The organism is Anabaena sp. WA102 (assembly GCF_001277295.1).
GTDB lineage: Bacteria > Cyanobacteriota > Cyanobacteriia > Cyanobacteriales > Nostocaceae > Dolichospermum > Dolichospermum heterosporum.
Genome location: NZ_CP011456.1, coordinates 5,267,010 through 5,290,989, shown reverse-complemented (window position 1 = coordinate 5,290,989; position 23,980 = coordinate 5,267,010). Strand labels below are relative to the sequence as shown.

Below are 23,980 nucleotides of genomic sequence, written 5' to 3'. Positions count from 1 at the left end.
TGCTTTATTTACGCCATGATGTACTAGTTGTGGGGATATGTTATACTTATCACAAGTTATGATATTAGCAAACAACAAAAAATGACAGACTGATAGTAGGCTGTCATAGATGACTGCCTAGAGTTCAGTTAATGTCAATCATCCCAACATATTGACACTCTCAGCGGCTTTAGCCACTGAGCTTTACGCTTACCGGATATTCCTGTAATTTCTCTGAGATTATGTTAATCATATATATCTGTGACTTCTATCACCTTATAGAAATAGGAGTCAGGAGTCCAGGAGTCAGGACGAAGAATTAAAGAGAAGTAAGAATAGATTAACTAGAAAATAATCAGGAATTAGAAAATTTAGAAAAAAATGATCCTCCTCCTCAAGACCGACTTTTTCTGGCAATTTGTGTGATTATTATTTAGAGGGAAGAAACTCAACGTTATCAGGCAGAAGGAAATAAATTTTTCATGTCAATGATTATAGCAGAAAAACTCAATAAATTCTATCCTGTATCCACAAAACAACCAGGTATTCAGGGAACAATTAACCATTTTTTCCGTCGCACCTATCGCTCAATTCCTGCCGTTCAGGATATCACTTTCACCATTGAAACCGGAGAAATAGTGGGATTTTTAGGTCCTAATGGTGCTGGCAAAACTACCACCCTAAAAATGCTAACAGGATTAATTCATCCTTCTGAAGGTACGGTTAAAGTCGGTGGATTTATTCCCTTTAATCGTCAAGAAGCATTTTTGCAAAAAATCACCTTAGTGATGGGACAAAAACAGCAATTAATTTGGGATTTACCGGCATTAGATTCTCTCAGAATTAACGCCGCAGTTTATAATATTTCTGATAAAGAATTTCAACGTCGAGTTGGAGAACTAACAGAAATGCTGGCTTTAGAAGGTAAATTAACCCAACCCGTCCGCAAATTATCATTAGGTGAACGGATGAAAGCTGAACTGTTAGCAGCACTTTTACACCGTCCCCAAGTTTTATTTCTAGATGAACCAACTTTAGGATTAGATGTTAATGCTCAAGTAGGAGTGCGTAACTTTTTAAAAGAATATAATCAGCTATATCGAGCCACAATATTATTAACAAGTCATTACATGGCTGATATTACAGCTTTGTGTGAACGGGTGTTATTAATTCATCAAGGAAAACTCATGTACGATGGTAGATTAGATGGATTATTAGAAAATTTTGCTCCTTATCGAGAAATTTATGTCGAATTAGCTCAAGAATTACCACTAGAAAAACTTATGTCCTATGGTGATGTGCAAATGCTAGAAGGAAGAGCAGTGAGATTTATTGTCCAACAAGAAACCATGACTCGCACTGTTTCTCAGATTTTAGCCGATTTAGAAGTGATAGATTTAACAGTTACAGAACCACCAATAGAAGAGGTAATTGGTAGGGTTTTTCAAAGAGGATTTAACCATTGATAACTATGAAAAAAATTGTTAAAAAATCCTTAACTTTGCTATCAGTATATTATGCTAATCTGCTGGAATATAGATCCGAATTAATCTTCTGGGTTTTAGCTGGTTCTTTACCAATTATCATGATGGGTATTTGGATACAAGCTGCTGATAGTGGTAAATTTGCTTTTAAATCTGTAGACTTCGCTCGATATTTTTTCGCAGTTTTTCTGGCTAGGCAAATCACCGTTGTCTGGGTAATTTATGATTTTGAAAAAGAAGTATTGGAAGGTAAACTTTCACCAAAATTATTACAGCCTTTAGATCCGGTTTGGCACCATGTTGCCAACCATCTGGCTGAAAGAGTCGCTAGAATGCCTTTTGTATTGCTTTTAGCAGCACTCTTTTTTGTTCTCTATCCTCAAGCCTTTTGGTTGCCAAGTATAACTAACTTATTTCTATTTATCTTAGCAGTAATTATGGTTTTTGCTTTAAGATTTATCATTCAATATACCTTTGCTATGTTTGCATTTTGGACAGAAAGAGCCGCAGCTTTGGAAAATTTATGGTTGTTGTTTTTTGTATTTTTATCAGGTTTGATAGCACCTTTAGATGTTTTTCCAGAAAACATTAGAAACATAGTTATGTTCACACCTTTTCCTTATATGATTAATTTTCCAGCTAGTATTTTAGTAGGACTACCTGTAGATTTAACCAGAGGATTTCTATCAATCTCAGGCTGGTTTCTTATATTTTTTGGTGCCAATCGTTTTTTATGGCGCAGAGGACTGAAAAAATATTCAGGTATGGGAGCTTAATAATTCATAATTTAATTTCCAGTTTATACCGTAATTATAACTCACTGAGGACACAAAAATCTCTATATTCCTGATCTGTTACCTATTTCCTCTCCAAATATACAATTTATTTTGCCAGACTACTTATTTATTAACTTTGCGGCGAAACATTAACTACAATAAATTAGTCTGTTAATTAACAGCCGCAAAAAATTTGTTGATCAGCCTATGACTATCATGCGTAACCCTATTAATCCAGAGAATAAATTGTCAGGTTTTAGTATTATCAATCCTGCCAAAATGTTTATAGGCATAATTGCTGCCTTTCCCATTGCTTTAAGCTCATCAGCAAAGGCTTTAGAAGTACAAGTATTACCTAAAAATCCTCAATTGGGAGATACAATTTCCGTTGTCATTGAGGCAAATACCCCAGAAAAAACCAGCAATCCTACTGTAACAGTGGGGGAAAAAATATATCCAGCCTTTGAAATTGCACCTCGTAAATATCGTTCTTTTGTGCCTACAACTCCCTTAGAAAAGGCTGGAGTGAGAACCATTAAAGTTTCCGAAAATGGACAAGAACAAAATTTATCAGTAAAGGTGCGCGATCGCCAATTTCCCGTTCAACGGATTACCCTACCACCTGGAAAAGCTGGAGTTAATGCTACCGAGTACGAACTCAAGCGCGTAAAAGAATTAAAAGCCCTACAGACACCAGAAAAATATTGGAATGGTGCTTTTCTTACCCCCAATGCTGGGAGAACATCCACTAAATATGGAGTCCGTCGTTACTACAATGGTGAATTTGCCAAAGACTACTACCATCGTGGACAAGACTACGCAGGTGCAGTGGGTTCAACCGTAATTACCCCAGCGGCTGGACGAGTTGCTTTAGTGGGTAAAGTATCCCAAGGATTCCGGGTTCATGGTAATGTAGTAGGCATTGATCACGGTCAGGGAGTTATCAGCATTTTCATGCACCTAAGTCGTATAGATGTCAAGGAAGGTGATTTTGTGCAAGCAGGGCAAAAAATTGGTGCAGTCGGTTCAACTGGTGCATCTACTGGACCGCACTTACACTGGGGTTTGTATGTGAACGGACAATCTGTTGATCCATTACCGTGGAAATCTCGGACAATTGATTAAGTTGCGAACCTGATGACTTTCTCAACCCAAAATACCTATTGACACTCTCAGGGAAATATTGTCTGTTTTCGGAATCTTAAACAAGCCACTGATAAGGCGATCGCCCTATTCTCAAATAAGGACACTCTCAGCGGCTTTAGCCACTGAGCTTTATGCTTACCGAATATTCCCGTAAAACCCGCCTGGGAATGATAGCGTGGCGTTTCTGGGCGGGGCTGTCAGCCAAACAAATAACCTATCTATCTGTAGCTTAAGTTGACACCAATTTTTATTGTGTTCACCTACTTAGATTATCAGCGGTGATATCTTAAATGTTGATTAGGAACTCAAAATTTGGGAAATAAAATAATTCTCAATCTGGAGGGTTTCTAAAACAGAAAGTATCTTTGTGCCATTGGTAAAATGGTTGCTGGTTCACAAGTTAATAATTCACCATCTGCGCGAACTTCGTAGGTTTCTGGATCTACTTCAATTTCGGGTAAAGCATCATTTAATTTCATATCTCGCTTAGTGATTTGACGAGTTCCTGAAACTGCGATCGCTAATTTCCCTAGTTTTAATTGTTGAGGAATTTCTCTGGACAAAGCAGCTTGAGACACAAAAGTTAATGATGTCGCATTTCTAGCACCCGCAAAACTGCCAAACATCGGTCGCATATATACAGGTTGGGGTGTGGGAATACTAGCATTAGCGTCACCCATCTGTGACCAAGCAATCATGCCACCTTTAATCACAATTTCCGGTTTGACACCAAAAAAAGCAGGTTTCCACAAACACAAATCGGCTAATTTTCCCGCTTCTACTGACCCCACATATTCAGAAATACCATGAGTGATTGCCGGATTAATTGTATATTTAGCAACATAACGTTTGGCTCGTAAATTATCGGCATGACTATCACCAGCAAGTCTTCCCCTTTGCACCTTCATTTTATGTGCCGTTTGCCAAGTCCGAATGATTACCTCACCGACACGCCCCATTGCTTGGGAGTCGGAAGCAATCATACTAAACGCGCCTAAATCGTGAAGAATGTCTTCCGCAGCGATCGTTTCTCGACGGATACGGGATTCAGCAAAAGATACATCTTCAGGAATAGCTGCATCTAAGTGATGACATACCATCAACATATCTAAATGTTCATCTAGAGTATTGACAGTGTAAGGACGGGTAGGATTAGTAGAAGATGGCAAAACGTTACTTTGTCCACAAACCTTAATAATATCTGGTGCGTGTCCTCCTCCAGCCCCTTCTGTATGGTAGGTGTGAATAGCACGATGCTTAAAAGCGGCAATTGTATCTTCCACAAAGCCGGCTTCGTTTAGAGTATCAGTATGAATTGCTACTTGCACATCATATTCATCAGCAACGGTTAAACAAGTATCAATTGTGGCTGGATTTGTTCCCCAATCTTCATGGAGTTTCAATCCCATTGCCCCGGCTTCGATTTGTTCTATCAGTCCTTGGGGTTGACTGGTGTTACCTTTGCCCAGAAATCCTAAGTTAACAGGGAAAGCGTCAGCAGCTTGCAACATTCGGTACATATTCCAGGGTCCAGGGGTACAAGTTGTGGCATTTGTTCCCGTAGCTGGGCCTGTCCCACCACCAATCATGGTAGTAATACCGGAAGCAATAGCGACTTCAATTTGTTGGGGACAGATAAAATGGATGTGGGTATCTATTCCCCCCGCAGTGAGAATCATTCCTTCACCGGCTAAAGCTTCTGTTCCCGGTCCAATAATAATATCTATATTGTCTTGAATATAGGGATTGCCGGCTTTACCAATTTTATAAATTTTGCCGTCTTTAATGCCAATATCTGCTTTGACAATTCCCCACCAATCGAGAATTAAAGCATTAGTAATAACTAAATCTACTGCACCATCATGATTAGAAATTGGGGATTGTCCCATCCCATCTCTAATGACTTTTCCCCCACCAAATTTCACTTCGTCACCGTAGGTTGTAAAGTCTCTTTCTACTTCTATAAATAGTTCTGTGTCGGCTAATCTAATTCTGTCTCCTACTGTTGGTCCGAAGGTATCGGCGTAGGCTTGGCGGTTCATTTTGTAGGGCATATTTTTATCCTTTTTTTATCACGCTTTAGACGCAGAGGGAAAGAGAGAATTTTAGAGGTTTCCGTCAATTTTGTTGTTGAAGCCGTAAATTTGGCCTGTACCAACGAGAGGAACTAGAGTAACTTCTTTTTCGTCTCCTGGTTCAAATCTGACGGCTGTGCCGGCGGGAATATCTAATCGCATTCCTCGTGTTTTTTCTCTATGGAAGTTTAACGCGTTATTGACTTCGTAAAAGTGAAAGTGTGATCCTATTTGAATTGGTCTGTCTCCTGTATTTGCCACTATTATTTTGGTAGTTGGACGACCTGCATTCAGTTCTATTTCACCTATGGGGGTAATAATTTCTCCAGGGATCATAATTTTTTCCTACTTTAAAGGTTTTCTAAAAACTCTACAAACGGTCTGAAAGCTTGAGGGCATAGTTCGGCTATATCTTGATATCTTGCACTTTCTAATATTCTGCGTGCATCCACAGAACCTTTATATTTTTTACCACATTCTCGAAAAATTTTTTCTACAATATCTTTCGGGGGAATATTGTGATTTTGTTCCTCAACTGGTTTTGTCCATGTTACAGAAAGAGAGTTCACGCCCAGTACAGTTATTAATTGGGATTCAGCAGCTAAAATTAAGGATTCTAAATCATGTTTAAAGCAAAAAACTCGAAAACGCTCTTTTAAGCGATTATCATTAATTCCTTTAGACTCTAATACCTGATTGAACGTATTTGAAATCCCATTTTCTAGTTCTTCAATTGTTTCATGTTCAAAGCCTTTATTTTTGGGATATAGGTCTGGCATAATTACCACAATTGAATCTGGCTGATTGCAGATAATATTGACTGCTTTAGTTGGTGTCTTTGTTAATAAATCTTTCTTAGCATCTCCTCCTTTATCATTATCATTTCCCTTAACTGCAAAAAATTTGATACTAATACCTTGCTGTAATTTCTGGTCAATTAAAGGTGCTAATAGTGCCTCCATTGCATATTTATCAGATGTCCCCTCTACATAAATTTCAACTCTCATGGAAGTCTCTCTAATTCATCGCTACGGTGTAATTGTTCTAATTCATCTGCACCAAAATCATCAAGCATATCAATTAATACCGGAGAATTTCCAGGTTTAATAAATTTTGCTTCCCCTTTTTCTTTTCTGAGTACGGCAATTTGCGAAATAGCAAATTGTGTGAGAAAATAAGACGAATGCGTTGCTAATAAAATTTGAGTGCGTTCAGAGGCTTTTTCAAATAAAGCAGCTAAAACAGGTAATGTCCGAGGATGAACACCTTGGTCTGGTTCATCAATACAAATTAAAGATGGTGGATTTGGTTGTACACATAGACAAATCCAACAAATTAACCGCAAAATTCCATCTGATAAGTCAGCAAGACTTAACTCATCATCAACACCTGATTCTTGCCAAAAAGCGATCACTTCTCCTGGTCCACCACGTGCTTTTACTGTTAAACCTTTAAAACCAGGAATTACAGAACGTAAATGTTGTTGTAATTCATCAAATGCTGGACGATGTTCAGTCATTAAGGAAAAAAGAACTGAACTTAAATTACCTGCATTTTCATGTAAAATCGGTTCTTGTTCAATGGGAACTGATTGACGAATTTTCTGACTTGCTATATTGAAGGAACTATAAAATCTCCAATCACGAATATATTCACGTAAGTTATATAATGCTTCCAGTGATGGATTTGTCATTGCATTTAGCGTCAGTTGATTAGAACGCTTTAAAGCAATATCCTGTGTTAATTTATCTGATGTTAATGTTGTAAATCCTGTTTCTCCAGGTTCTCTAATTACACCTTTATTACCTTGAATATCCATATATATGTATGGACTACTGTATCTATCACTAAAAGGTTGAGATGATTCTACTCTTTCGTAGGAAACTTGAGTTCGACCAACCGGACCCATAAGTTCTCCTAGATATCTAATACCAGTTGGAAGACCTGTATCAATTTCAATGTCCCATTGGAACTTAGCTAGTCCTGGAATATGAAAAATCTGCTGACCAATAGAACCAGAAATAATTTCTGGAGGGATATCTTGATAAAGACTATCTCGCAAAAATTTGAGAAATTCAAACAAACTTGATTTACCAGCACCATTAGCACCAACAATAATTTCTAGTGGTTGTAACTGTGCTTCAAAATTTCTAAAAGGACGATAACCTTGAATATTAACTGATTTTAATCTCATATTGTTTTTCCTAGATTTGTACCTTCTCCTATTTTAATCTTTTCTAACGAATCGGATTATGTACAGTTACCAACTTTGTACCATCAGGAAATGTGGCTTCTACTTGAACATCATGAATCATTTCTGGTACACCTTCCATGACATCATCACGAGTTAATAAAGTCGTGCCATAACTCATTAAATCTGCCACAGTTTGACCATCTCTTGCACCTTCCAAAATAGCAGCAGAAATAAAAGCGACTGCTTCAGGATAATTCAATTTTAAACCTCTATTTTTCCTTCTCTCCGCTACTAAAGCAGCAGTAAAAATTAATAATTTATCTTTTTCTTGGGGTGTAAGCTGCATTGTTCTCTCCTCTGCGTTCTCTGCGTCTCTGTGGTTCGTTTAAATTTGCCAGACTCTAGGAATACAATTACCACGATTTAGACAAGATACTCGTAACATTTGCCAAATATTTGTAAACCAACTCCTGACTTCAGATGTAGAATTACCACGATATCGGCACAAAAATCCATGTTGTAAGCGAGTTACCCCAGCATCAGAGTTTTGAATAATTAAAGAACGTGCTTGGTTGATGATTTCTGGAGATAGAGGAAAACCAACACAAATAAAACTACCAACAACGGGATGTTCTCTTAAACCATGAGGACTGTGAAATACTTTTTCGTTACCGGGAACGATTTGTCTATCAATCCATAAGGGAATATCATTTTGCCAGATTTCCGTGTGCGATCGCATCTCTCCCTCTAAAAACTTTTCGCCCCTAGCACTTCTACCAAATCTCGTAATTTCCCAGCCTAAATAACTCGCACCTGGAGCTAATTCTACCCGCAAATCTTGGCGGTAAATTGCTCCATTAAATAAAATTGTTTCTTGGGGCAAATATTCTAAACAAGCATGAGCATCAACTTGGATATTTACGGTTTGTCTTGCTTGTAAGCCATTACTGCGATATATTTTACCAGCAGCGGCTGTAGTAATCAAGGCGTTTGTATAGGGTTGGAGGTGAATATGAGAGGATAGGCGATCGCCCCCCACAATGCCCCCAGCAGTGTGTAAAATCACACTATGGCAAATTCCTTGTCCTTCCGGGTAAAAGGGGCGTTGTACCTTTAATGGGGCTTGATGGTGGTTATAAATTAACTGAGTGGAATCTTGGCGATTACCATAAACTAAGTTAAGTTGACCATGCCAACCCTGTATCGTCTGAGACTTGTCAATCATTTATAAGGTAGAGTAAAAACTAAGCGCCTGATTTATTCGGTTTAACATATTATTCAATATTTATGACAATATTTTGGTTAGCATTAGCTGGAATTGTAGGATGGTTTGTCAGTTTACTAGCAGGTGGTGGAAGTGCATTAATCCTTATGCCCATTGTCAGTATATTTCTAGGGGCTGTAGCTATTGCTCCCGTAATTACTATTAGTGGGCTATTTGGAAACAGTGAACGAGTATTTGTGTATTGGCAAAAAATTAATTGGGATGTCGTTAAATGGGAGTTACCCGGAGCAATTTTTGGCGGAATTTTGGGAGCTTTTACACTGACAAAACTTAAATTAGATTGGTTAAGTATTTTAGTTGCTATATTTCTGATTTTTTCGGCTGCTAGTTACTTTTTTAAAAATGAAGAAAAATCTTTTTCAGTCAAAGCTTGGTACTTTTTACCAGCAGGTTTTGCCTATGCTTTTTTCTCTGGATTAATAGGGAGTATGGGTCCTGTATTAGCTCCACTTTATATTAACTATGGCTTACAAAAAGAAGAATTACTAGCAACTCAGGCAACAAATCGAGTGATTGTTCATATTGTCAAGATTTTTGTCTATAGTTTTTTGGGTGCTTTCAAATTGCCATATATTGGTTATGGAATTGTCCTTGGTTTGGCTGCTATACCTGGAAACTGGTTGGGACATTTAGTTTTGCAAAAAATCAGTGAAAAACAATTCCGGCGACTGGTTATCTCCTTTGTTTTGTTCAGTGGAATGCTAATTTTATGGCAGCAACGAGAACTATTAGTTTTTTGGTAAAACCACTTTCAATTTAATTTTGCAACTTGATTTGATTAAACTAATTTTTTAGTTCTATAATTTATTGTAGATGCCTAACTTAGCATCAATATGGCGGTATGCACTCGAATGAGATACAGTCAGTAAATCGAAAACCCTGTAGGGGCGCAGGGACTGCGCCCTCGATTGTATTTCATCCAACCAATAACTGCTATAGCAAGTGTTAAGCCTACATCTTAATTTGTGAGGTTTTAAATATGGTTGCTTCTCCCCAAATCTACATCACTCCAGAAGAATATTTAGAATTAGAAGAAAACAGCCCCGTCAAGCATGAATATATTGATGGATATATTTACGCAATGGCTGGCGCATTAGACGCTCATGTTACCATTGCTGGAAACTTGTTTGCACTACTGCGTAATCATGTGCGTGGTTCTGGTTGTCGAGTATATATTTCTGATATGAAAGCCAGAATTGAATCTTTAAATAGATTTTTTTATCCTGATATTATGGTAACTTGCGATAACCGTGATCAAGAAACACTAGGATATAAAAGATTTCCTTGTTTAATAATCGAAGTTTTATCTGATTCTACCGAAAGATTTGATCGAGGTGACAAATTCGCTGATTATCAAACTATAGAAACTTTACAAGAATATATTTTAATTAATACGAAAAAACCGAGAGTTGAATGTTTCCGCCGCAATGAAGATGGATTTTGGGTATTACAGTTTTATGTGGGACAAGAAACTTCATTTCAATTACACAGCATTAACTTTGCAGGAACAATGAGGCAACTTTATGAAGATGTAGATTTTCCGCCTCCAGCGTAATTTTCCCCAATCCAAAATCAGAAATTTTGGACTTTAGACCTTAGATAAATCATCCAAAATCCAAAATCCAAAATCTAAAATTGTTTAAGCCATTTGATTTTCAATCGCCCAACGTGCTAATTCAGTACGGTTGTGGAGATTGGTTTTGCCCAACATATTGGACACATGGCTTTCAACAGTTCGCTGACTGACATTTAATTCTTCAGCGATTTCGCGGTTTGCTAAACCCCTAGCGACAAACTGGACTACTTTCAGTTCCGTTGGGGTTAACTGGACATCGAAAGGAACTTGGATGCGAGAACCGCTATCCCCACCCTTGGTTTGATGTTCTTTCCAACGCACAGTTTGCTTGAGTGAGGATTCTACTTGTGCTACGAGTTCTTCAGGTTCAAAGGGCTTGATCATATATACGTCAGCACCTTTATTTAACCCCTTAACTCGGTCTGCACTTTGACCTTTAGCTGAGAGGAAAAGAACGGGAATCCAACTAGTTCGTTCAGTCTTGCGGACTTCTTCGACAAAAGTGTATCCGTCCATTTCCGGCATCATCACGTCACAGATGATCATATCTGGAACTTCGGTTTCTAGAAGATCCAGAGCTTCTCTGCCATTTGCAGCCGTGATGACTTCGTAGCCCCGAAACTCTAAGTAATCCTTCACCAGCAAGATGAGGTTAGGGTCATCATCAATAAGTAGAAGTCGTTTGTGGTCTTTCATGCTGGGTTCTTTCATAACAGTGGCACTTCTCGCGCTTCGATCCATTAAGGTATTGATATAGTTATCCCGTATGTTGGATGACTTCGGATGTTGTCTTTTTTCCCACTTAACTTACTTTAACTCCCCGAAGTCTTAAAAGTGTTAGTTACTTTCAACAGACTTGCAAGTGAATGGAAAAAGTCTAGTAAGGATACGTATAGCAGTAGTCTTTATAATGCGCTATTATAGATCCATTTGAAAGTTGCAGGCTGAAAACCCTGATAAAATTATTGTCCTTGTGAATAATCACAGGTCAGTATTTTTTCAAGATGACCCTAGCTCAAAACTCGCCCGCGCTTTCATTGGTATACTGCTGCTTTACTTATCCTTCGGATGTGAAGCCTCTATTTAGAGGTTCAAAATCAACCGGGGAATCTTTTGGACAAGTATGGGTTAAAAATATAAATTTCTTCACCATACTCGTTGCCAATCTACTGGTCTTGGATGACCTACTCTAATGACTTCTGGATTTAATTGGCGATACCAGACCCCATCTAGGTAAACTACTATTATCGTTCTAGAACAACAAACACGCAAGTTTTTGACTTGGGCTGTGAAGATGCCTATGGAATAACTATGTGTTAACTGATGGGTTGATCGCTCTCCCAGTCCTTGTTAACAACATTACCAAGTTCTAGACTAGCCGATTTATAACAGAATTGAGCATTTATCTGTTTTGGGTAATGGGTAATGGGTAATGGGTAATTGGTAATGTTCCCTGTTCCCTGTTCCCTGTTCCCTGTTCCCTAGTAGTTTTAGGGATGAAAAAACTGTTTGTGGATCATTGTGATGTTACTCATTGAGTAGATCCCTGATTACAGTTCTATAACAATTTTCCAAGTTTGCAAATAAAGTTGTCCATATCAAAATATTCATTACTTACGCAACAAACCCTGACAACTAAAATAATTGGATATTTGCACTTAAGTATCGCCACCCTAATCTTAGTTCGGAAACCCGTACACAAGCCATGATTGCTATTGGGTCATAGATAAAGCTAGATTAGCACTCATGAGTCGAGAGTGCTAATTTAGCAAGAAATTTTGTATGGCAGCTGTATCTCTAAGCGTTTCCACCGTTAAGCCCCTGGGCGATCGCGTTTTCATCAAAGTGAGCGCCCCCCAAGAAAAAACCGCAGGCGGTTTGTATTTGCCCGATAATGCCCAGGAAAAACCCCAAGTAGGCGAAATCGCCGCTGTTGGTCCTGGCAAGCGCAATGACGACGGTACTCGTCAAACAATGGATATTAATGTTGGCGATAAAGTGTTGTACTCCAAGTACGCTGGCACTGATATCAAGCTGGGTACAGATGAGTATGTACTCCTTTCAGAAAAAGACATTTTAGCGATCGTTAACTAATTGGGACTGGGTGATGGGTAAGGAGTTTTCCTAATTACCTGCTCACCATTCACCAATTCTTCGCAAAATTTAATTAATTTACCACCGGGATTTAGACTTATTATGGCAAAGCGCATTATTTACAACGAAAACGCCCGTCGCGCTCTAGAGCGTGGTATTGATATTCTCGCTGAAGCTGTAGCTGTTACCCTTGGTCCAAAGGGTCGTAACGTGGTTCTAGAGAAGAAATTCGGCGCACCACAAATCGTGAATGATGGTGTCACCATCGCTAAAGAAATTGAATTAGAAGACCACATCGAAAATACTGGTGTAGCTCTAATTCGTCAAGCTGCTTCTAAAACCAATGACGCTGCTGGTGATGGTACAACCACAGCTACCGTTTTGGCTCACGCTATCGTTAAAGAAGGCTTGCGGAACGTTGCGGCTGGTGCTAATGCAATTTTATTGAAGCGCGGTATTGATAAAGCATCTGCGTTTTTAGTCGAAAAAATTGCTGAACACGCTCGCCCTGTAGAAGATTCTAAGGCGATCGCTCAAGTTGCGGCAATTTCTGCTGGTAACGACGAAGAAGTCGGTAGCATGATTGCTCAAGCTATGGACAAGGTGGGTAAAGAAGGCGTAATTTCCCTAGAAGAAGGGAAGTCTATGACCACCGAATTGGAAATCACCGAAGGTATGCGCTTTGATAAGGGTTATATTTCCCCTTACTTCGCTACCGATGCAGAACGGATGGAAACCGTTTTTGATGAGCCTTATATCTTGTTAACTGACAAGAAAATTGCTTTGGTACAAGATTTAGTTCCTGTACTCGAACAAGTAGCTCGTTCCGGTCGTCCTTTGGTAATTATTGCTGAAGACATTGAAAAAGAAGCTTTGGCGACTTTGGTAGTTAACCGTTTACGCGGTGTCCTTAACGTGGCTGCTGTGAAAGCTCCTGGTTTTGGCGATCGCCGTAAAGCTATGCTAGAAGATATCGCTGTCTTAACTGGTGGTCAACTTGTCACCGAAGACGCTGGATTGAAACTAGATACAACCAAACTAGAAAGCTTAGGTAAAGCTCGTCGCATCACCATTACCAAAGACAGCACCACAATTGTTGCTGAAGGTAATGAAGCTGCTGTGAAGGCTCGTTGCGAACAAATCCGTCGTCAGATGGATGAAACCGAATCTTCCTACGACAAAGAAAAACTGCAAGAACGTTTGGCTAAATTGTCCGGTGGTGTCGCTGTAGTTAAAGTTGGTGCAGCTACCGAAACCGAAATGAAGGACAAGAAGCTGCGCTTGGAAGATGCTATCAACGCTACCAAGGCTGCTGTAGAAGAAGGTATTGTTCCCGGTGGTGGTACAACCTTGGCTCACCTCGCTCCTCAATTGGAAGTTTGGGCGCACAGCCACCTCAAAGATGAAGAGTTGACAGGTGCTTTAATCGTCGTTCGTGCTTTACCTGCTCCTCTGAAGAGAATTGCAGAAAACGCTGGTCAAAACGGTGCCGTAATTGCGGAAAGAGTGAAAGAGAAGGATTTCAACATTGGTTTCAATGCTTCTACCAACGAATTCGTTGATATGTTGGAAGCTGGTATTGTTGACCCCGCTAAGGTAACTCGTTCTGCTTTGCAAAACGCTGCTTCTATCGCTGGTATGGTGTTGACAACTGAATGTATCATTGTTGACAAGCCCGAACCTAAAGATGGCGCTCCTGCTGCTGGCGCTGGTATGGGTGGAGATTACGATTACTAAAATCTTTTAGTAGTTTTCCTAGTTTGAATAATGGCCGCTTCCGTAAGGGGGCGGCTGTTTTTTTGTCTCACGCAGAGGCGCAGAGGCACGGAGAGAATATTGAGTTTTAATTCAACTTATAGATAAAATTTCATCAAGTTTACTTTTTAAGTCCGGGGATACCATTAATGGATTGTAAACTTCTCCCTGATAAGGTTGCCAAACATAACTAGAACCAAATGCTTGGAAAATTGGTAATGTTTCTACTTCCTGCTCAATTGTTTTGGCTAAAACTAATCCTGGAATAGATAAATTAGGCAAATCTTCAATCAGTTCACTATAGGTTCTAAATTCATCAACTTCTACACCAACTAAAGCATAACGAAACGGAGGAGAAGACAGTAGATTTCTATAGAGTGTTAGACCTAAATTTGTCATTGAGAAAGCACTTTCGGTGTTGTTTATTCCTACTTTACTAAGATGATTTAGGTAAACCCGACACCACCAATTTTTTTCACTATCTTGAAAAGTGTCTGCACAATATGGCCATGGGTTAGAGAACATACATGGTTTCGCCGTAAAATATTGAGCAAATTCCTTAGCACTGCTTTCATCAGAGCCACACTCTGCTGATAAACTAAATATCCATGCCATACCTACCTCCTATTTAGTTCTAATCAATTCTTTCCCAATAATCTTGGGTGTTTGCCAAGGCTAATTCGTACCTTTCTAGTAACATTGTAATTCTTGGCGAAATGCTAACGTGGGTTGGGCTATCCTGAACAGCTTGTAAATCTCCAGTGATGTTACTATCATCAATTTGCCATAGGGGATCTTTTCCATATCCACCAAATTTAGCAGGTTTGCGAGGTGCTGGTAAAGCTTCAATGGAAAGGGAAACGGACATTCCCCCTGTATTTACAATGGCAACATCAATAAGCTCACCTTGAAACTCACGCTCTGACTCTGGTAATAAATAGCCTTGCTCATCTAGACTATCTACGGGCATTCGCTTAATATTTATATCAATATCACCCAGTCTAACTCCTAATTGTCTGGCACTTCGACCAATTTTGGGCTTACCATTTTCGTCTGTCATGCCCCGATAGTAGAATTTTACCATTAACTAATATTACTATATTCGGACAGAATGAATATTATTATGTCATTTCAGAGATTTTTCACCATTTTACTGAAAGAATTACCAAAAAACCAGAAAGAAAAAGCTATCAACTATATGAATGATTATATTAAACGTAACCAAAAAGGAGGATATTATGAAGAAAATTGAACAACTATCAACTCTTGATAGAATGATGCAAAACCCCGATTTTAAAGATAAATTTACATCAGGATATCAGGAATTTTTACTATCTGAGTTGTTAATCTCTATTATGGAGAATGATCATATATCCATTGCTCAATTAGCCGAAGAAGTTAATATTTCTCCTGCTGTTATTCAAGATATTTGTTCTGGTCAGCAAAAAGATATGAACATTAGTAATTTTTTACAGATAGTTCAATCTTGTGGTTATCGTCTTATTCTTGAAAAAGGAGAAGAGCGTATTTCTTTAGTTGCGTAAAATTTAACTTCTTTAATGATTTGACTCCAGAGCAAATGCAAATTTTTGATAAATCTGTAAAACGAGGTTAAATGGGTTATTTATTAGATACTAATATTATTCAAAATGCTCTTGATAAAATTTTACACAACATACAATATACTGATTTTATTTATCTAATATCCTGATAAATAAATCTGGTGATAAAATTTGTGTTCCGTGATAATGTTTTAATGGCAGAATATGTTTTTTATCAAGAGAAACTAAATAATCAGCACTAACTTCATAAGCTGCGGCTAAAAACATATTATCATTAGGATCAATATTATCCAAGATTGTCGCTTGATAAGTACCTTGAATTTTAATTGCCGTATAAAAAATGGCTGTTAAAATATCTTTAATATCAGTCTTATCAATATTTTTTGCTAATAATTTTTCAACTAATTCCTCTAATAGTTGTGGAGAAATTACTAGGTTAAATCTACCTTCTCGCCAGTATATAATAATTTTACAAGGCGCACTATTTGGGTTTTTACTCAATAAAGCTGAGATGAAAACAGATGTATCTACAATAACTAAAGGTAGTGGTGAATCAAATTTTTGAAAAGACATTATAATAAATCCGATTCATTTAACTTTGCCGATATTCTTCCACTGGCTGCATAAAATTTTTGCCAAACTTCCTCTTCGCAGTCGTTGGATAAAGCTAAAACTTCACTGATAGTTTCTGCAATAATGTCTTTTGCTTGTTGTTGATAATTTACTGGTGGTTTTTCTTGATGATTTAATCCCAGTTGTTGAATTAACTGTTGTAATAACCATTGTTTATCTTCAATGGAGTAAGTTTGTAATATTTGTTCAAGTTCAATAATCTTAGGTGATGGCATAAGATTTGCTATAATAGAAGTTTAGTTAGTTTTATCATAGCAAATCGTTGGGTAAAACGGAATCAATATCATGGGATTTTTAATGATATGTAGAGCCATTTTATCCAACATACCTACAACTAATATTTTTGTAGAGGATTACGAATATAACCCCATTTACCATTAACTTGTACTGCTGCTAATCCTTCGTTAAATCTATCAGCATAATCAAATTGAGGACTAATAACTTCCTTATCCTGTTTATTTATATAGCGATATTTATCACCAATTCTTACAGGAGCCAAACCTTCTTTAAAAGTAGCAGCAAAATCAAACTTAGGAGAAATAATAAATCGTCCCACTTTATCTATAAAACCCCATTTACCATTAATTTGAACTGGTGCTAATCCTTCTCTAAAAACAATAATATTCTCAAATTGAGGAGGAATAAGCAATGTTCCTTGATGATTAATAAAGCCCCATTTCCAATTAACTAATACTCCTGCTAGTCCCTCGAAAAATACCTGATTAACTCCTGCTATCATCCTTTCATCAAATTGGTATGGAATAATGAGTTTACCTTCCTTATTAAGAAACCCAATTTTACCACCAAGACCAAATGGATCTAAGAAAGTACCATCTGTTTTTTGTTCAATAACTGAAGCTAAACCTTCATAAAAAGAAGTAGTTTGACCAAATTCAATTGGAATAATTTGTTTGCCTTGCCTATCAATAAAACCCCATTTACCACCTACATTTGGTCCCGGACTAAAACCTGATGTAGCTCCAATATTGACCGCCGCAAGTCCTTCGTTAAAAGGAAGTACACGATCAAAATTTGCTGGAATGATTTGTTTACCTTCTTTGCTAATAAAACCCCATTTATCACCTATCTTTACTCTACCCATTTCTTCAGTAAAGCTTGAAGCATGATCAAATTGTATAGGAATAACTACTTCACCTTGTTTATTAATATAACCCCATTTACCTACACCCGGTATACAACCATTATTTTCAATGCTAAATGTTCCTCCCATGTTGACTGCTGCAAGTCCTTCTGAAAATTCGTTTCCACAATCAAATTTAGCAGGTATAACTTGCTTACCTTGTTTGTCAACATAACCTATTTTTCCATTGATCAATACTACTGCTAATCCATCAGAAAAATTGTTAGCACTATCAAATTTAGGAGGAACAACCCATAGATTAATACTCGGAAGGAAACTTGGATTTTTGATGAGTGTTTCTGCTAGTGAGATTAACTGTCCATTTTTAAACATAGGGGAGCTAGTTAACACCATTAAGAAAATTAAAAAAATAGTTAAGAAAAAAGAAAATAAAAATGGTCGCCGACCTTTGAGTATTTTTTTCATAGTGGTATTACAATGATTTTTTAAGTAAATAAACTGTTTTAGAATTGTTTGCTTGTATTTAATATTTTACAATAGTGCCTGACTTTTTTTTACACTAAAGTAGGATTTAGTACACAATTTAGACAAAATTTAACACAAATATAGTAGAATTTAGTATAATATAGTATTTCAAATATCATGAGGTAACTACAGATGAATAATATTGAGGATATTTTACAATACGCTGATAATTTAATTTTTGAGACGACTAGTGAAAATCTGACTCCTGTAGAGGAAGCAATTCTCAAAGGTGTTTGGCAAGGTCAGAAATATTGGCAAATAGCTGTAGGATTTAATAATTGCAGTGAATCTCATATCAAAAAAGAAGCGGCTAAATTATGGAAAAAACTAGGACAATCATTAGGAGAAGACCTGAATAAGGATAATTTTCGTTCTAGAGTAGAAAAGAAATATCGTGTTTCTCAAAGGGATAATTTTGATGTGCAAGTTAATGCTCAAGGAAATATTAATATTTGTGATAAGTCTTTACCAATTATAAATAATAAACAAGAGCATTTTAAACCTCCTCAACCCAAATATCAAACCCCAATAATTGACTTAACAAAAGCACCGGAATTAAACTATAATTATGGACGCACTTCAGAAATTGCTACCCTAAAAGAATGGATATTAGAAAATAAAACTAGACTAATAACAATTTATGGATTAAGTGGAATTGGTAAAACCGCTTTAACTCTGAAATTAATATCAGAAATTAAAACAGAATTTGATTATATTATTTATCGCAGTCTTGATAATCTGCCTCAACTGATAACTCTTAAAAATGAACTTAAACAATTTTTTTCTCAATCACAAAACCCATTACCTGAAATCATAGATTATTTTAGTTCATCTCGTTGTTTAGTAATCATTGATGATGTGGATAATATTTTTCAATTTGGTAACTTAGCAGGTCAATATTTAACAGAATACAAGGATTATAGTAAATTTTTTCAACAAATTGCCACATCATCTCATCAAAGTTGTTTAATTTTAATTAGTTCAGCAAAACCCCCAGATATAGAAACTTTAGAAATTCAAAACAAACACACAAAAACATTATATCTTCAAAGATTAGGAGAAGATGCTAAAGCAATATTGAGAGAGAAAGGCTTAAAAGATGAAGATAAATGGGACGAATTAATAAGAATTTATCAAGGTCATCCTGGTTGGTTAAATATCATTATATTAACTATAAGAGAATTTTTTAATGGTAAAGTATCCCTATTTTTAAGAGATAATGATGATCTATTTTTAGGAGATATAGAAGCACTTTTAGAAAATCATTTAGAACGTTTATCAGAATTAGAAAATAAGGTTATCAACTGGTTAGCAACACAAAATGAACCTATAGATATTTTCCAAAAACCTGCTAATATTGAATTATCAAATGCTAGATTCTTGCAAATTATACAATCTTTAACACGACGGTGTTTAGTAGAAAAAGTGTTAGGGGAAGAGGGAGTAAAATTTCAGTTAAATTCTTTATTTAAAGCATACTTAAACATAAAACTATGAGTTTTAGATAACATTCCTAATTTTAAATTACTATTTTCTCTATGTTTAGAAAAAAACGGAAAAATACGTGAATATACGTTTGTGTATCAGCAGTGCTTATATTTAAATGTATTCAATAGCATTTTTAGGATCTATCAAGTAAATAACATATTAAAATATGGCGAAACCAAGGTATGAAGGTTATAGCGACGAAACTCCTACAAAATGCGTGCGCGAAAAATTTGGAGATACTACAGTTTACGCTCAAAATGCTAAATCACTGCTAACAAAAGCCACTGGGTTTATTGCTGCTTATGACTTTACCCTCAATCCTTATCGGGGTTGTCAATATGGCTGTAGTTATTGCTATGCTGCTGCATTTAGCCCTAATTCTCAAATGCGCCAAGACTGGGGTAAATGGGTAATTTATAAAGAAAATGCTGCGGAAATTTTAGCAAAAGAATTAGAAACTTGGTATCGGAAAAATCCCAAGCAACCTCCCAGAATTTACATGAGTAGTGTCACAGATCCTTATCAACCTTTGGAGTCTAAACATCAATTAACTCGCAGTTTATTAGAAGTAATGCTTGATTATCGGCCAAATTTAGTAATTCAAACTCGCAGTCCCATTATTACTAGAGATATTGATTATTTACAAAGGTTTCAACGATTGCGAATTAATATGAGCATTCCCACAGGTAGCGAAGCTGTAAGAAGAGACTTTGAACCCCGTTCTCCTAGTATTAAAGCCAGATTAAATGCTATTACTAAAATTAGACGAAGTATTGATATTTTTAAAGGTTTTATTCCTAAAATTTCTATTACAATTACACCTTTATTACCAACATTAGTAATAGATGAAGATGCTTTTATTGAAAAATTAGCTATTGCAGATAGAGTAGTAATTCAAGATTTTCATCCTCACAATAATCGTTCTCTTGTCGCCGGAACTCGTCAAGAAGCTGAAGAAATTAAACAAAAGTATGCTTGGTGGTATAATTCTGAGAGGTTTAGTTATCAGAGATTTAAAGAAAAGTTAGTCTCTCAGCTTCCGGGTGTAGAAATAAAAGAAGGAAAAGACGGGTTTGGTTATGAGTAATTTTATTATTAATTGGTGGAGAAGTCAGCAATTTAAATCAGCATTACAGCGTGGTGATACCCGAAGTGCTGTACAAATTTTGCAAGAGATTCAAAAATCGGGAGCAAGTTTTTCATGGTTAGAGAAACTATTTAGGGATAAACTGCAACTTGAACGAAATTTACAGGAAAATAAACACGAAACTGCAAATTTAAGAAACCAAATAACAGCAGCAAAAGAATCAAAATCTCATCTGTTATTAAATCCAAATGCAGAATTTATTAAGTTTATATATCAAGCTTTTAAATTAGTGGATCATGATGAATATAAACTCCAAGCAACAGGAATTGATGAGAGTATATTTGATAATTTTGAAGTTAAACTAGTGGAATATCTTCAAGAAGAATTTAGTAAAATTTCTGATCAACAATTAGCAATTAAATTAGAAGACGCTGTTGAGGATATTACTAGCTTAAAAATGGGACAAGATCCAGACTACCGTTTTAGTCTGACTCCTCATGTCTATTTTATGAAATATTTTTTAGAAAATGTCTATTGTCTCTATTTAGCCTGGTTTTTAATTTACCAAGATGGGTTGTTACCAACTAAATTGAATATTCTTGATATCGCTGCTGGACCGGGAACAACAGCTTATGGTTTGGCTTTATTTCTCCAAAGTTGTAGCAGCTTTTTTGATATTCCCCAAATGCACATATCTTACTATTCTTTAGAAAAACAAGCCGCTTTCCAGTATCGAGGACTTCAATTTTGGCGTAAATATATCGAGTCGCAACTAAATCCTCTAAATAATTACTTTCGTTTTGTTAGTTCTGACATCTTTTTATGGGATGCGAAATCTAGGAATATTCCCAAAAACTTTTTTGATTTCATCGTTATTTCTCATTGTTTTTTCGCAGATAATACCAAAAGAATTCAAGCTAATAATATATATAAAGAAATATTTTCTGAAAGCTTAAATAATCAGGGGTATGTACTCTTAATTATCCAAGACAAGAAGCTATTCAAGGCTTACAATATTTATCAAGTTGAAGATAAAGAACAGGAAAAAAATATAGTATATAAGTTTGTAGAAGAACTTGGATTAGAATTAGTTTGGTATAAATATATAAATGCAACGGGTTTAAGAAAACCTTTAGCTATTTCTGAGTTTGCCAAATTTGCTCAAGATGAATTACCTAAGCAACTATATATGACTCGGTTACTTAAAAAGTATTTCAGTCAAAAGTATGAATCACACTATGTATTAGATGATTATGTCATATTAGCCAAGAAATAGAGAATTATTTTTACTCAACAAAGCCGAGATGAAAACAGATGTAAGTAGGTGAACACAATAAAACCAAACTGTGTAAAGAAACGTAAAATCGCCCAAACCCTCTTCACTCTTGCCTCTTGCCTTTTGCCTTGCCATAAGGACAATTTTCAACGCCAACCTACTTATCTACAATTACTAAAAGTATTGATGAATCAAATTTTTGATCAGACATTATAAGAAATCCGATTCATTTAATTTTTTCGATATTCTTCCACTTACAACCTAAAATTCTTGCCAAACTTGCTTTTTACGTTTCGTTTAGAAATCAACCGACATCAAAAAACCTCTATAATCGCCAGTAAATAGAGGTTTGTAAGCTAAACGGCTCATTTTTATATTTGGTTTGGGTGTATTTTATGACATCATAAAAAGTTGACCAGCTAGGAGGTATACTCACTGATGCTTGCTGGAGTGGTGACAGTTTAGCTATTAATTAATTGAGGTTGTTAACTAGCTTCTCGCTAGGAGCTACTGCTGTTTTGGGAATTTCAATAACTGGGTTATTTAAAGCCACCATTAAGGGCGAATCTGCGGCTGTTGGTGTTAATTCTGTTGGTTGTGTTGTGGCTATTTCTAGCATTCTGGAATTACTTGGCAATAAACCAGATATTGTTCCCAAAATACAAGCCACTGCGGCTGCACTACCTAACATCCAGTTCAAGCGATAACGGCGATTAACACGGACTAAAACTTGGTTAATCGTTGCTTCTGATGACTGAGAGTTGGCGGGAACAGGGATGTTATGCAAGCCTTTTCTAAGATTTAATAGTCTCTTGTATAGGCATTTAATTGAGGCATCAGTTAATAGCCACTCTTCAACTTGCCTGCGTTCAGTAGCTGTAACTTCGCCATCCAGGTAAGCACTTAATAACTCGAAACAATCGCGCTTCTCCATATTTATAGTACCCGTTGATTCATTTTTGCTTCTCAATGGCAGAAAATATATATTTTCGTTGACAGTCCTTAATATTTCTTAAAATCTGCCATAGAATTGAGGAAACATGGTGTAGATTATGTATCTAGATAGGTTTGTAACTGAGTTTGTAATCTTGATCTGGCTCTAGCTATTCTAGATTTCACCGTTCCCAGGGAAACTCCGGTAATTTCGGCAATTTCTTCATAGGCCATGCCTTCAATTTCTCTTAAAACAATTGTAGTCCGAAAAACTTCTGGTAAGTCGGCGATCGCTTCTCGCAACTGTTCATAAAATTCTCTAGTAGTTAGTTGCTCATCTGGACTTGGGGTATCACCGGCAATTTCCCAATCCATTTCCCCATCATCTAAGGTGCGGGGAGCATCTAATGATAAGGGACTAGCGACCCGTTTGCGTTTACGTAATTCATCATAGAACAAATTTGTGGCAATGCGGCTTAACCATCCCCGGAACTTGGCAGGTTCTTGTAGTCGGTTAATATTCCTATAGACACGAATCCAAACTTCCTGGGCTAAATCGGCTCTATCAGACCAATCGGGGGCTAAATGATATAAAACTCGATCAACTTGAGTCTGGTAGCGACGTAACAGTTCTGAAAAGGCAGCACGTTCTGGACGCAATCCGACTTGACAGCGCAAAATAAGATCGTTGTTTGAGAGTTTGTCAACTTGCACCGATGCTATTGGATAGGTGGCATCCACTGTTGACCAGGATACACTAATGGATTGACTCATGGATCAGATTGGCGTTAAATCACTCCCCTCCATTAGACTAGATTATAGATCAAAAGTTCCTCGGTAAGGTGACGGATTTATAATCGGAACACGGAAATATATATAGAAAGGAGTTTTCAGCATTTTATTCCATCGTCAAGTAAGTATGAAAGAAGAAGGTAAAGAAGACTACGGATTAACTTTTTGTTAGAGTTAGGGATGGTGATCAAATTGGCAGATGTCCACTAAATACTTGA

At 36.8% G+C, this 23,980-nt stretch carries 26 protein-coding genes; 12 read left to right on the top strand and 14 right to left on the bottom strand.

Annotated features, from left to right (window positions below):
• The first annotated feature begins 461 nt into the window (after nucleotides 1–461).
• From AA650_RS23280 to AA650_RS23270, 3 genes are all read left to right on the top strand, one after another.
• Nucleotides 462–1,445 carry an ABC transporter ATP-binding protein gene (locus AA650_RS23280; RefSeq protein WP_039202059.1) on the top strand — a complete coding sequence of 328 codons (984 nt, stop codon included), beginning with the start codon at nucleotides 462–464 and terminating at the stop codon, nucleotides 1,443–1,445.
• A 5-nt stretch (nucleotides 1,446–1,450) separates the two neighbouring features.
• Nucleotides 1,451–2,239 carry an ABC transporter permease gene (locus tag AA650_RS23275; RefSeq protein ID WP_053540848.1) on the top strand — a complete coding sequence of 263 codons (789 nt, stop codon included), beginning with the start codon at nucleotides 1,451–1,453 and terminating at the stop codon, nucleotides 2,237–2,239.
• Nucleotides 2,240–2,446: 207 nt separating this feature from the next.
• A complete protein-coding gene (locus tag AA650_RS23270; protein ID WP_081424317.1) occupies nucleotides 2,447–3,364 on the top strand; it encodes a M23 family metallopeptidase in 918 nt (305 codons plus the stop codon).
• Between the two features lie 368 nt (nucleotides 3,365–3,732).
• On the opposite strand, the gene ureC is transcribed toward AA650_RS23270, so the two are convergent.
• From ureC to AA650_RS23240, 6 genes are read right to left on the bottom strand one after another with little or no spacing between them, the layout of a single operon-like run.
• Nucleotides 3,733–5,439, bottom strand: coding sequence for an urease subunit alpha (gene ureC / locus AA650_RS23265; RefSeq protein WP_053540847.1), 1,707 nt, complete (start codon nucleotides 5,437–5,439; stop codon nucleotides 3,733–3,735).
• A gap of 51 nt (nucleotides 5,440–5,490) precedes the next feature.
• On the bottom strand, nucleotides 5,491–5,796 hold the full coding sequence (locus tag AA650_RS23260; protein ID WP_199924330.1) for an urease subunit beta: 306 nt from the start codon (nucleotides 5,794–5,796) through the stop codon (nucleotides 5,491–5,493).
• A 14-nt stretch (nucleotides 5,797–5,810) separates the two neighbouring features.
• Nucleotides 5,811–6,467 carry a DUF4276 family protein gene (locus AA650_RS23255; protein ID WP_053540845.1) on the bottom strand — a complete coding sequence of 219 codons (657 nt, stop codon included), beginning with the start codon at nucleotides 6,465–6,467 and terminating at the stop codon, nucleotides 5,811–5,813.
• Complete coding sequence (locus tag AA650_RS23250) at nucleotides 6,464–7,654, bottom strand: AAA family ATPase (RefSeq protein WP_053540844.1); 1,191 nt, start codon at nucleotides 7,652–7,654, stop codon at nucleotides 6,464–6,466. Before AA650_RS23250 ends, AA650_RS23255 begins: the two co-directional genes overlap by 4 nt.
• Before the next feature lie 43 nt (nucleotides 7,655–7,697).
• Nucleotides 7,698–8,000, bottom strand: a complete 303-nt coding sequence (gene ureA, locus AA650_RS23245; protein ID WP_027403120.1) for an urease subunit gamma — start codon at nucleotides 7,998–8,000, stop codon at nucleotides 7,698–7,700.
• Nucleotides 8,001–8,039: 39 nt separating this feature from the next.
• Nucleotides 8,040–8,879: an urease accessory protein UreD gene (locus tag AA650_RS23240; RefSeq protein ID WP_053540843.1), complete on the bottom strand. Its 840-nt coding sequence runs from the start codon at nucleotides 8,877–8,879 to the stop codon at nucleotides 8,040–8,042.
• 62 nt (nucleotides 8,880–8,941) lie between these two features.
• Here AA650_RS23240 and AA650_RS23235 point away from each other — a divergent pair, with 62 nt between their 5' ends.
• A complete protein-coding gene (locus tag AA650_RS23235; protein ID WP_053540842.1) occupies nucleotides 8,942–9,682 on the top strand; it encodes a sulfite exporter TauE/SafE family protein in 741 nt (246 codons plus the stop codon).
• Between the two features lie 236 nt (nucleotides 9,683–9,918).
• Nucleotides 9,919–10,494, top strand: coding sequence for a Uma2 family endonuclease (locus AA650_RS23230; protein WP_053540841.1), 576 nt, complete (start codon nucleotides 9,919–9,921; stop codon nucleotides 10,492–10,494).
• 84 nt (nucleotides 10,495–10,578) lie between these two features.
• Here AA650_RS23230 and AA650_RS23225 read toward each other — a convergent pair whose 3' ends face one another.
• Complete coding sequence (locus AA650_RS23225) at nucleotides 10,579–11,256, bottom strand: response regulator transcription factor (RefSeq protein WP_027403124.1); 678 nt, start codon at nucleotides 11,254–11,256, stop codon at nucleotides 10,579–10,581.
• Between the two features lie 1,041 nt (nucleotides 11,257–12,297).
• Between AA650_RS23225 and groES the strand changes: the two genes are divergently transcribed.
• Nucleotides 12,298–12,609, top strand: a complete 312-nt coding sequence (gene groES / locus AA650_RS23220) for a co-chaperone GroES (RefSeq protein ID WP_027403125.1) — start codon at nucleotides 12,298–12,300, stop codon at nucleotides 12,607–12,609.
• A 102-nt stretch (nucleotides 12,610–12,711) separates the two neighbouring features.
• Nucleotides 12,712–14,346: a chaperonin GroEL gene (gene groL, locus AA650_RS23215; protein ID WP_053540840.1), complete on the top strand. Its 1,635-nt coding sequence runs from the start codon at nucleotides 12,712–12,714 to the stop codon at nucleotides 14,344–14,346.
• Between the two features lie 111 nt (nucleotides 14,347–14,457).
• Here groL and AA650_RS23210 read toward each other — a convergent pair whose 3' ends face one another.
• Together AA650_RS23210 and AA650_RS27245 are read right to left on the bottom strand one after the other, a co-directional pair.
• Entirely contained in the window at nucleotides 14,458–14,979 is a 522-nt protein-coding gene (locus AA650_RS23210) for a hypothetical protein (RefSeq protein ID WP_053540839.1), read from the bottom strand.
• Nucleotides 14,980–14,998: 19 nt separating this feature from the next.
• Nucleotides 14,999–15,448 (bottom strand): hypothetical protein, encoded by a 450-nt coding sequence (locus AA650_RS27245; protein WP_081424316.1) that lies wholly within the window; start codon nucleotides 15,446–15,448, stop codon nucleotides 14,999–15,001.
• 39 nt (nucleotides 15,449–15,487) lie between these two features.
• Between AA650_RS27245 and AA650_RS29200 the strand changes: the two genes are divergently transcribed.
• Nucleotides 15,488–15,616 (top strand): hypothetical protein, encoded by a 129-nt coding sequence (locus tag AA650_RS29200; RefSeq protein WP_257720886.1) that lies wholly within the window; start codon nucleotides 15,488–15,490, stop codon nucleotides 15,614–15,616.
• Complete coding sequence (locus tag AA650_RS23200; protein ID WP_053540838.1) at nucleotides 15,603–15,908, top strand: helix-turn-helix domain-containing protein; 306 nt, start codon at nucleotides 15,603–15,605, stop codon at nucleotides 15,906–15,908. The genes AA650_RS29200 and AA650_RS23200 overlap by 14 nt, the downstream gene beginning before the upstream one ends.
• Before the next feature lie 147 nt (nucleotides 15,909–16,055).
• Here AA650_RS23200 and AA650_RS23195 read toward each other — a convergent pair whose 3' ends face one another.
• The 3 genes from AA650_RS23195 to AA650_RS23185 form a co-directional block, all read right to left on the bottom strand.
• Nucleotides 16,056–16,499, bottom strand: coding sequence for a putative toxin-antitoxin system toxin component, PIN family (locus AA650_RS23195; RefSeq protein WP_053540837.1), 444 nt, complete (start codon nucleotides 16,497–16,499; stop codon nucleotides 16,056–16,058).
• On the bottom strand, nucleotides 16,499–16,774 hold the full coding sequence (locus tag AA650_RS23190) for a hypothetical protein (protein WP_053540836.1): 276 nt from the start codon (nucleotides 16,772–16,774) through the stop codon (nucleotides 16,499–16,501). The genes AA650_RS23195 and AA650_RS23190 overlap by 1 nt, the downstream gene beginning before the upstream one ends.
• Before the next feature lie 119 nt (nucleotides 16,775–16,893).
• On the bottom strand, nucleotides 16,894–18,126 hold the full coding sequence (locus AA650_RS23185) for a WG repeat-containing protein (RefSeq protein WP_053540835.1): 1,233 nt from the start codon (nucleotides 18,124–18,126) through the stop codon (nucleotides 16,894–16,896).
• A 192-nt stretch (nucleotides 18,127–18,318) separates the two neighbouring features.
• On the opposite strand from AA650_RS23185, the gene AA650_RS23180 reads away from it, so the two are divergent.
• From AA650_RS23180 to AA650_RS23170, 3 genes are all read left to right on the top strand, one after another.
• Nucleotides 18,319–19,683 carry an AAA family ATPase gene (locus AA650_RS23180; RefSeq protein WP_053540834.1) on the top strand — a complete coding sequence of 455 codons (1,365 nt, stop codon included), beginning with the start codon at nucleotides 18,319–18,321 and terminating at the stop codon, nucleotides 19,681–19,683.
• A gap of 157 nt (nucleotides 19,684–19,840) precedes the next feature.
• Nucleotides 19,841–20,761 carry an SPL family radical SAM protein gene (locus tag AA650_RS23175; RefSeq protein ID WP_053540833.1) on the top strand — a complete coding sequence of 307 codons (921 nt, stop codon included), beginning with the start codon at nucleotides 19,841–19,843 and terminating at the stop codon, nucleotides 20,759–20,761.
• The gene (locus AA650_RS23170; protein WP_053540832.1) at nucleotides 20,754–22,037 is read left to right on the top strand and encodes a photosystem II assembly protein; all 1,284 of its coding nucleotides are present in this window, start codon (nucleotides 20,754–20,756) and stop codon (nucleotides 22,035–22,037) included. The genes AA650_RS23175 and AA650_RS23170 overlap by 8 nt, the downstream gene beginning before the upstream one ends.
• 472 nt (nucleotides 22,038–22,509) lie before the next feature.
• Here the strand turns inward: AA650_RS23170 and AA650_RS23165 are convergent, their stop codons facing one another.
• Nucleotides 22,510–22,971, bottom strand: coding sequence for an anti-sigma factor family protein (locus AA650_RS23165; RefSeq protein WP_039202305.1), 462 nt, complete (start codon nucleotides 22,969–22,971; stop codon nucleotides 22,510–22,512).
• A 116-nt stretch (nucleotides 22,972–23,087) separates the two neighbouring features.
• Nucleotides 23,088–23,744, bottom strand: a complete 657-nt coding sequence (locus AA650_RS23160; RefSeq protein ID WP_053540831.1) for a sigma-70 family RNA polymerase sigma factor — start codon at nucleotides 23,742–23,744, stop codon at nucleotides 23,088–23,090.
• Between the last annotated feature and the right edge of the window lie 236 nt (nucleotides 23,745–23,980).

Excerpts from the sequence above, each read along its gene's own strand:
- AA650_RS23280 (WP_039202059.1), top strand. The coding sequence starts at position 462 with ATGTCAATGATTATAGCAGAAAAACTCAATAAATTCTATCCTGTATCC.
- AA650_RS23275 (WP_053540848.1), top strand. The coding sequence starts at position 1,451 with ATGAAAAAAATTGTTAAAAAATCCTTAACTTTGCTATCAGTATATTAT.
- AA650_RS23270 (WP_081424317.1), top strand. The coding sequence starts at position 2,447 with ATGACTATCATGCGTAACCCTATTAATCCAGAGAATAAATTGTCAGGT.
- ureC (WP_053540847.1), bottom strand. The coding sequence starts at position 5,439 with ATGCCCTACAAAATGAACCGCCAAGCCTACGCCGATACCTTCGGACCA.
- AA650_RS23260 (WP_199924330.1), bottom strand. The coding sequence starts at position 5,796 with ATGATCCCTGGAGAAATTATTACCCCCATAGGTGAAATAGAACTGAAT.
- AA650_RS23255 (WP_053540845.1), bottom strand. The coding sequence starts at position 6,467 with ATGAGAGTTGAAATTTATGTAGAGGGGACATCTGATAAATATGCAATG.
- AA650_RS23250 (WP_053540844.1), bottom strand. The coding sequence starts at position 7,654 with ATGAGATTAAAATCAGTTAATATTCAAGGTTATCGTCCTTTTAGAAAT.
- ureA (WP_027403120.1), bottom strand. The coding sequence starts at position 8,000 with ATGCAGCTTACACCCCAAGAAAAAGATAAATTATTAATTTTTACTGCT.
- AA650_RS23240 (WP_053540843.1), bottom strand. The coding sequence starts at position 8,879 with ATGATTGACAAGTCTCAGACGATACAGGGTTGGCATGGTCAACTTAAC.
- AA650_RS23235 (WP_053540842.1), top strand. The coding sequence starts at position 8,942 with ATGACAATATTTTGGTTAGCATTAGCTGGAATTGTAGGATGGTTTGTC.
- AA650_RS23230 (WP_053540841.1), top strand. The coding sequence starts at position 9,919 with ATGGTTGCTTCTCCCCAAATCTACATCACTCCAGAAGAATATTTAGAA.
- AA650_RS23225 (WP_027403124.1), bottom strand. The coding sequence starts at position 11,256 with ATGGATCGAAGCGCGAGAAGTGCCACTGTTATGAAAGAACCCAGCATG.
- groES (WP_027403125.1), top strand. The coding sequence starts at position 12,298 with ATGGCAGCTGTATCTCTAAGCGTTTCCACCGTTAAGCCCCTGGGCGAT.
- groL (WP_053540840.1), top strand. The coding sequence starts at position 12,712 with ATGGCAAAGCGCATTATTTACAACGAAAACGCCCGTCGCGCTCTAGAG.
- AA650_RS23210 (WP_053540839.1), bottom strand. The coding sequence starts at position 14,979 with ATGGCATGGATATTTAGTTTATCAGCAGAGTGTGGCTCTGATGAAAGC.
- AA650_RS27245 (WP_081424316.1), bottom strand. The coding sequence starts at position 15,448 with ATGGTAAAATTCTACTATCGGGGCATGACAGACGAAAATGGTAAGCCC.
- AA650_RS29200 (WP_257720886.1), top strand. The coding sequence starts at position 15,488 with ATGTCATTTCAGAGATTTTTCACCATTTTACTGAAAGAATTACCAAAA.
- AA650_RS23200 (WP_053540838.1), top strand. The coding sequence starts at position 15,603 with ATGAAGAAAATTGAACAACTATCAACTCTTGATAGAATGATGCAAAAC.
- AA650_RS23195 (WP_053540837.1), bottom strand. The coding sequence starts at position 16,499 with ATGTCTTTTCAAAAATTTGATTCACCACTACCTTTAGTTATTGTAGAT.
- AA650_RS23190 (WP_053540836.1), bottom strand. The coding sequence starts at position 16,774 with ATGCCATCACCTAAGATTATTGAACTTGAACAAATATTACAAACTTAC.
- AA650_RS23185 (WP_053540835.1), bottom strand. The coding sequence starts at position 18,126 with ATGAAAAAAATACTCAAAGGTCGGCGACCATTTTTATTTTCTTTTTTC.
- AA650_RS23180 (WP_053540834.1), top strand. The coding sequence starts at position 18,319 with ATGAATAATATTGAGGATATTTTACAATACGCTGATAATTTAATTTTT.
- AA650_RS23175 (WP_053540833.1), top strand. The coding sequence starts at position 19,841 with ATGGCGAAACCAAGGTATGAAGGTTATAGCGACGAAACTCCTACAAAA.
- AA650_RS23170 (WP_053540832.1), top strand. The coding sequence starts at position 20,754 with ATGAGTAATTTTATTATTAATTGGTGGAGAAGTCAGCAATTTAAATCA.
- AA650_RS23165 (WP_039202305.1), bottom strand. The coding sequence starts at position 22,971 with ATGGAGAAGCGCGATTGTTTCGAGTTATTAAGTGCTTACCTGGATGGC.
- AA650_RS23160 (WP_053540831.1), bottom strand. The coding sequence starts at position 23,744 with ATGAGTCAATCCATTAGTGTATCCTGGTCAACAGTGGATGCCACCTAT.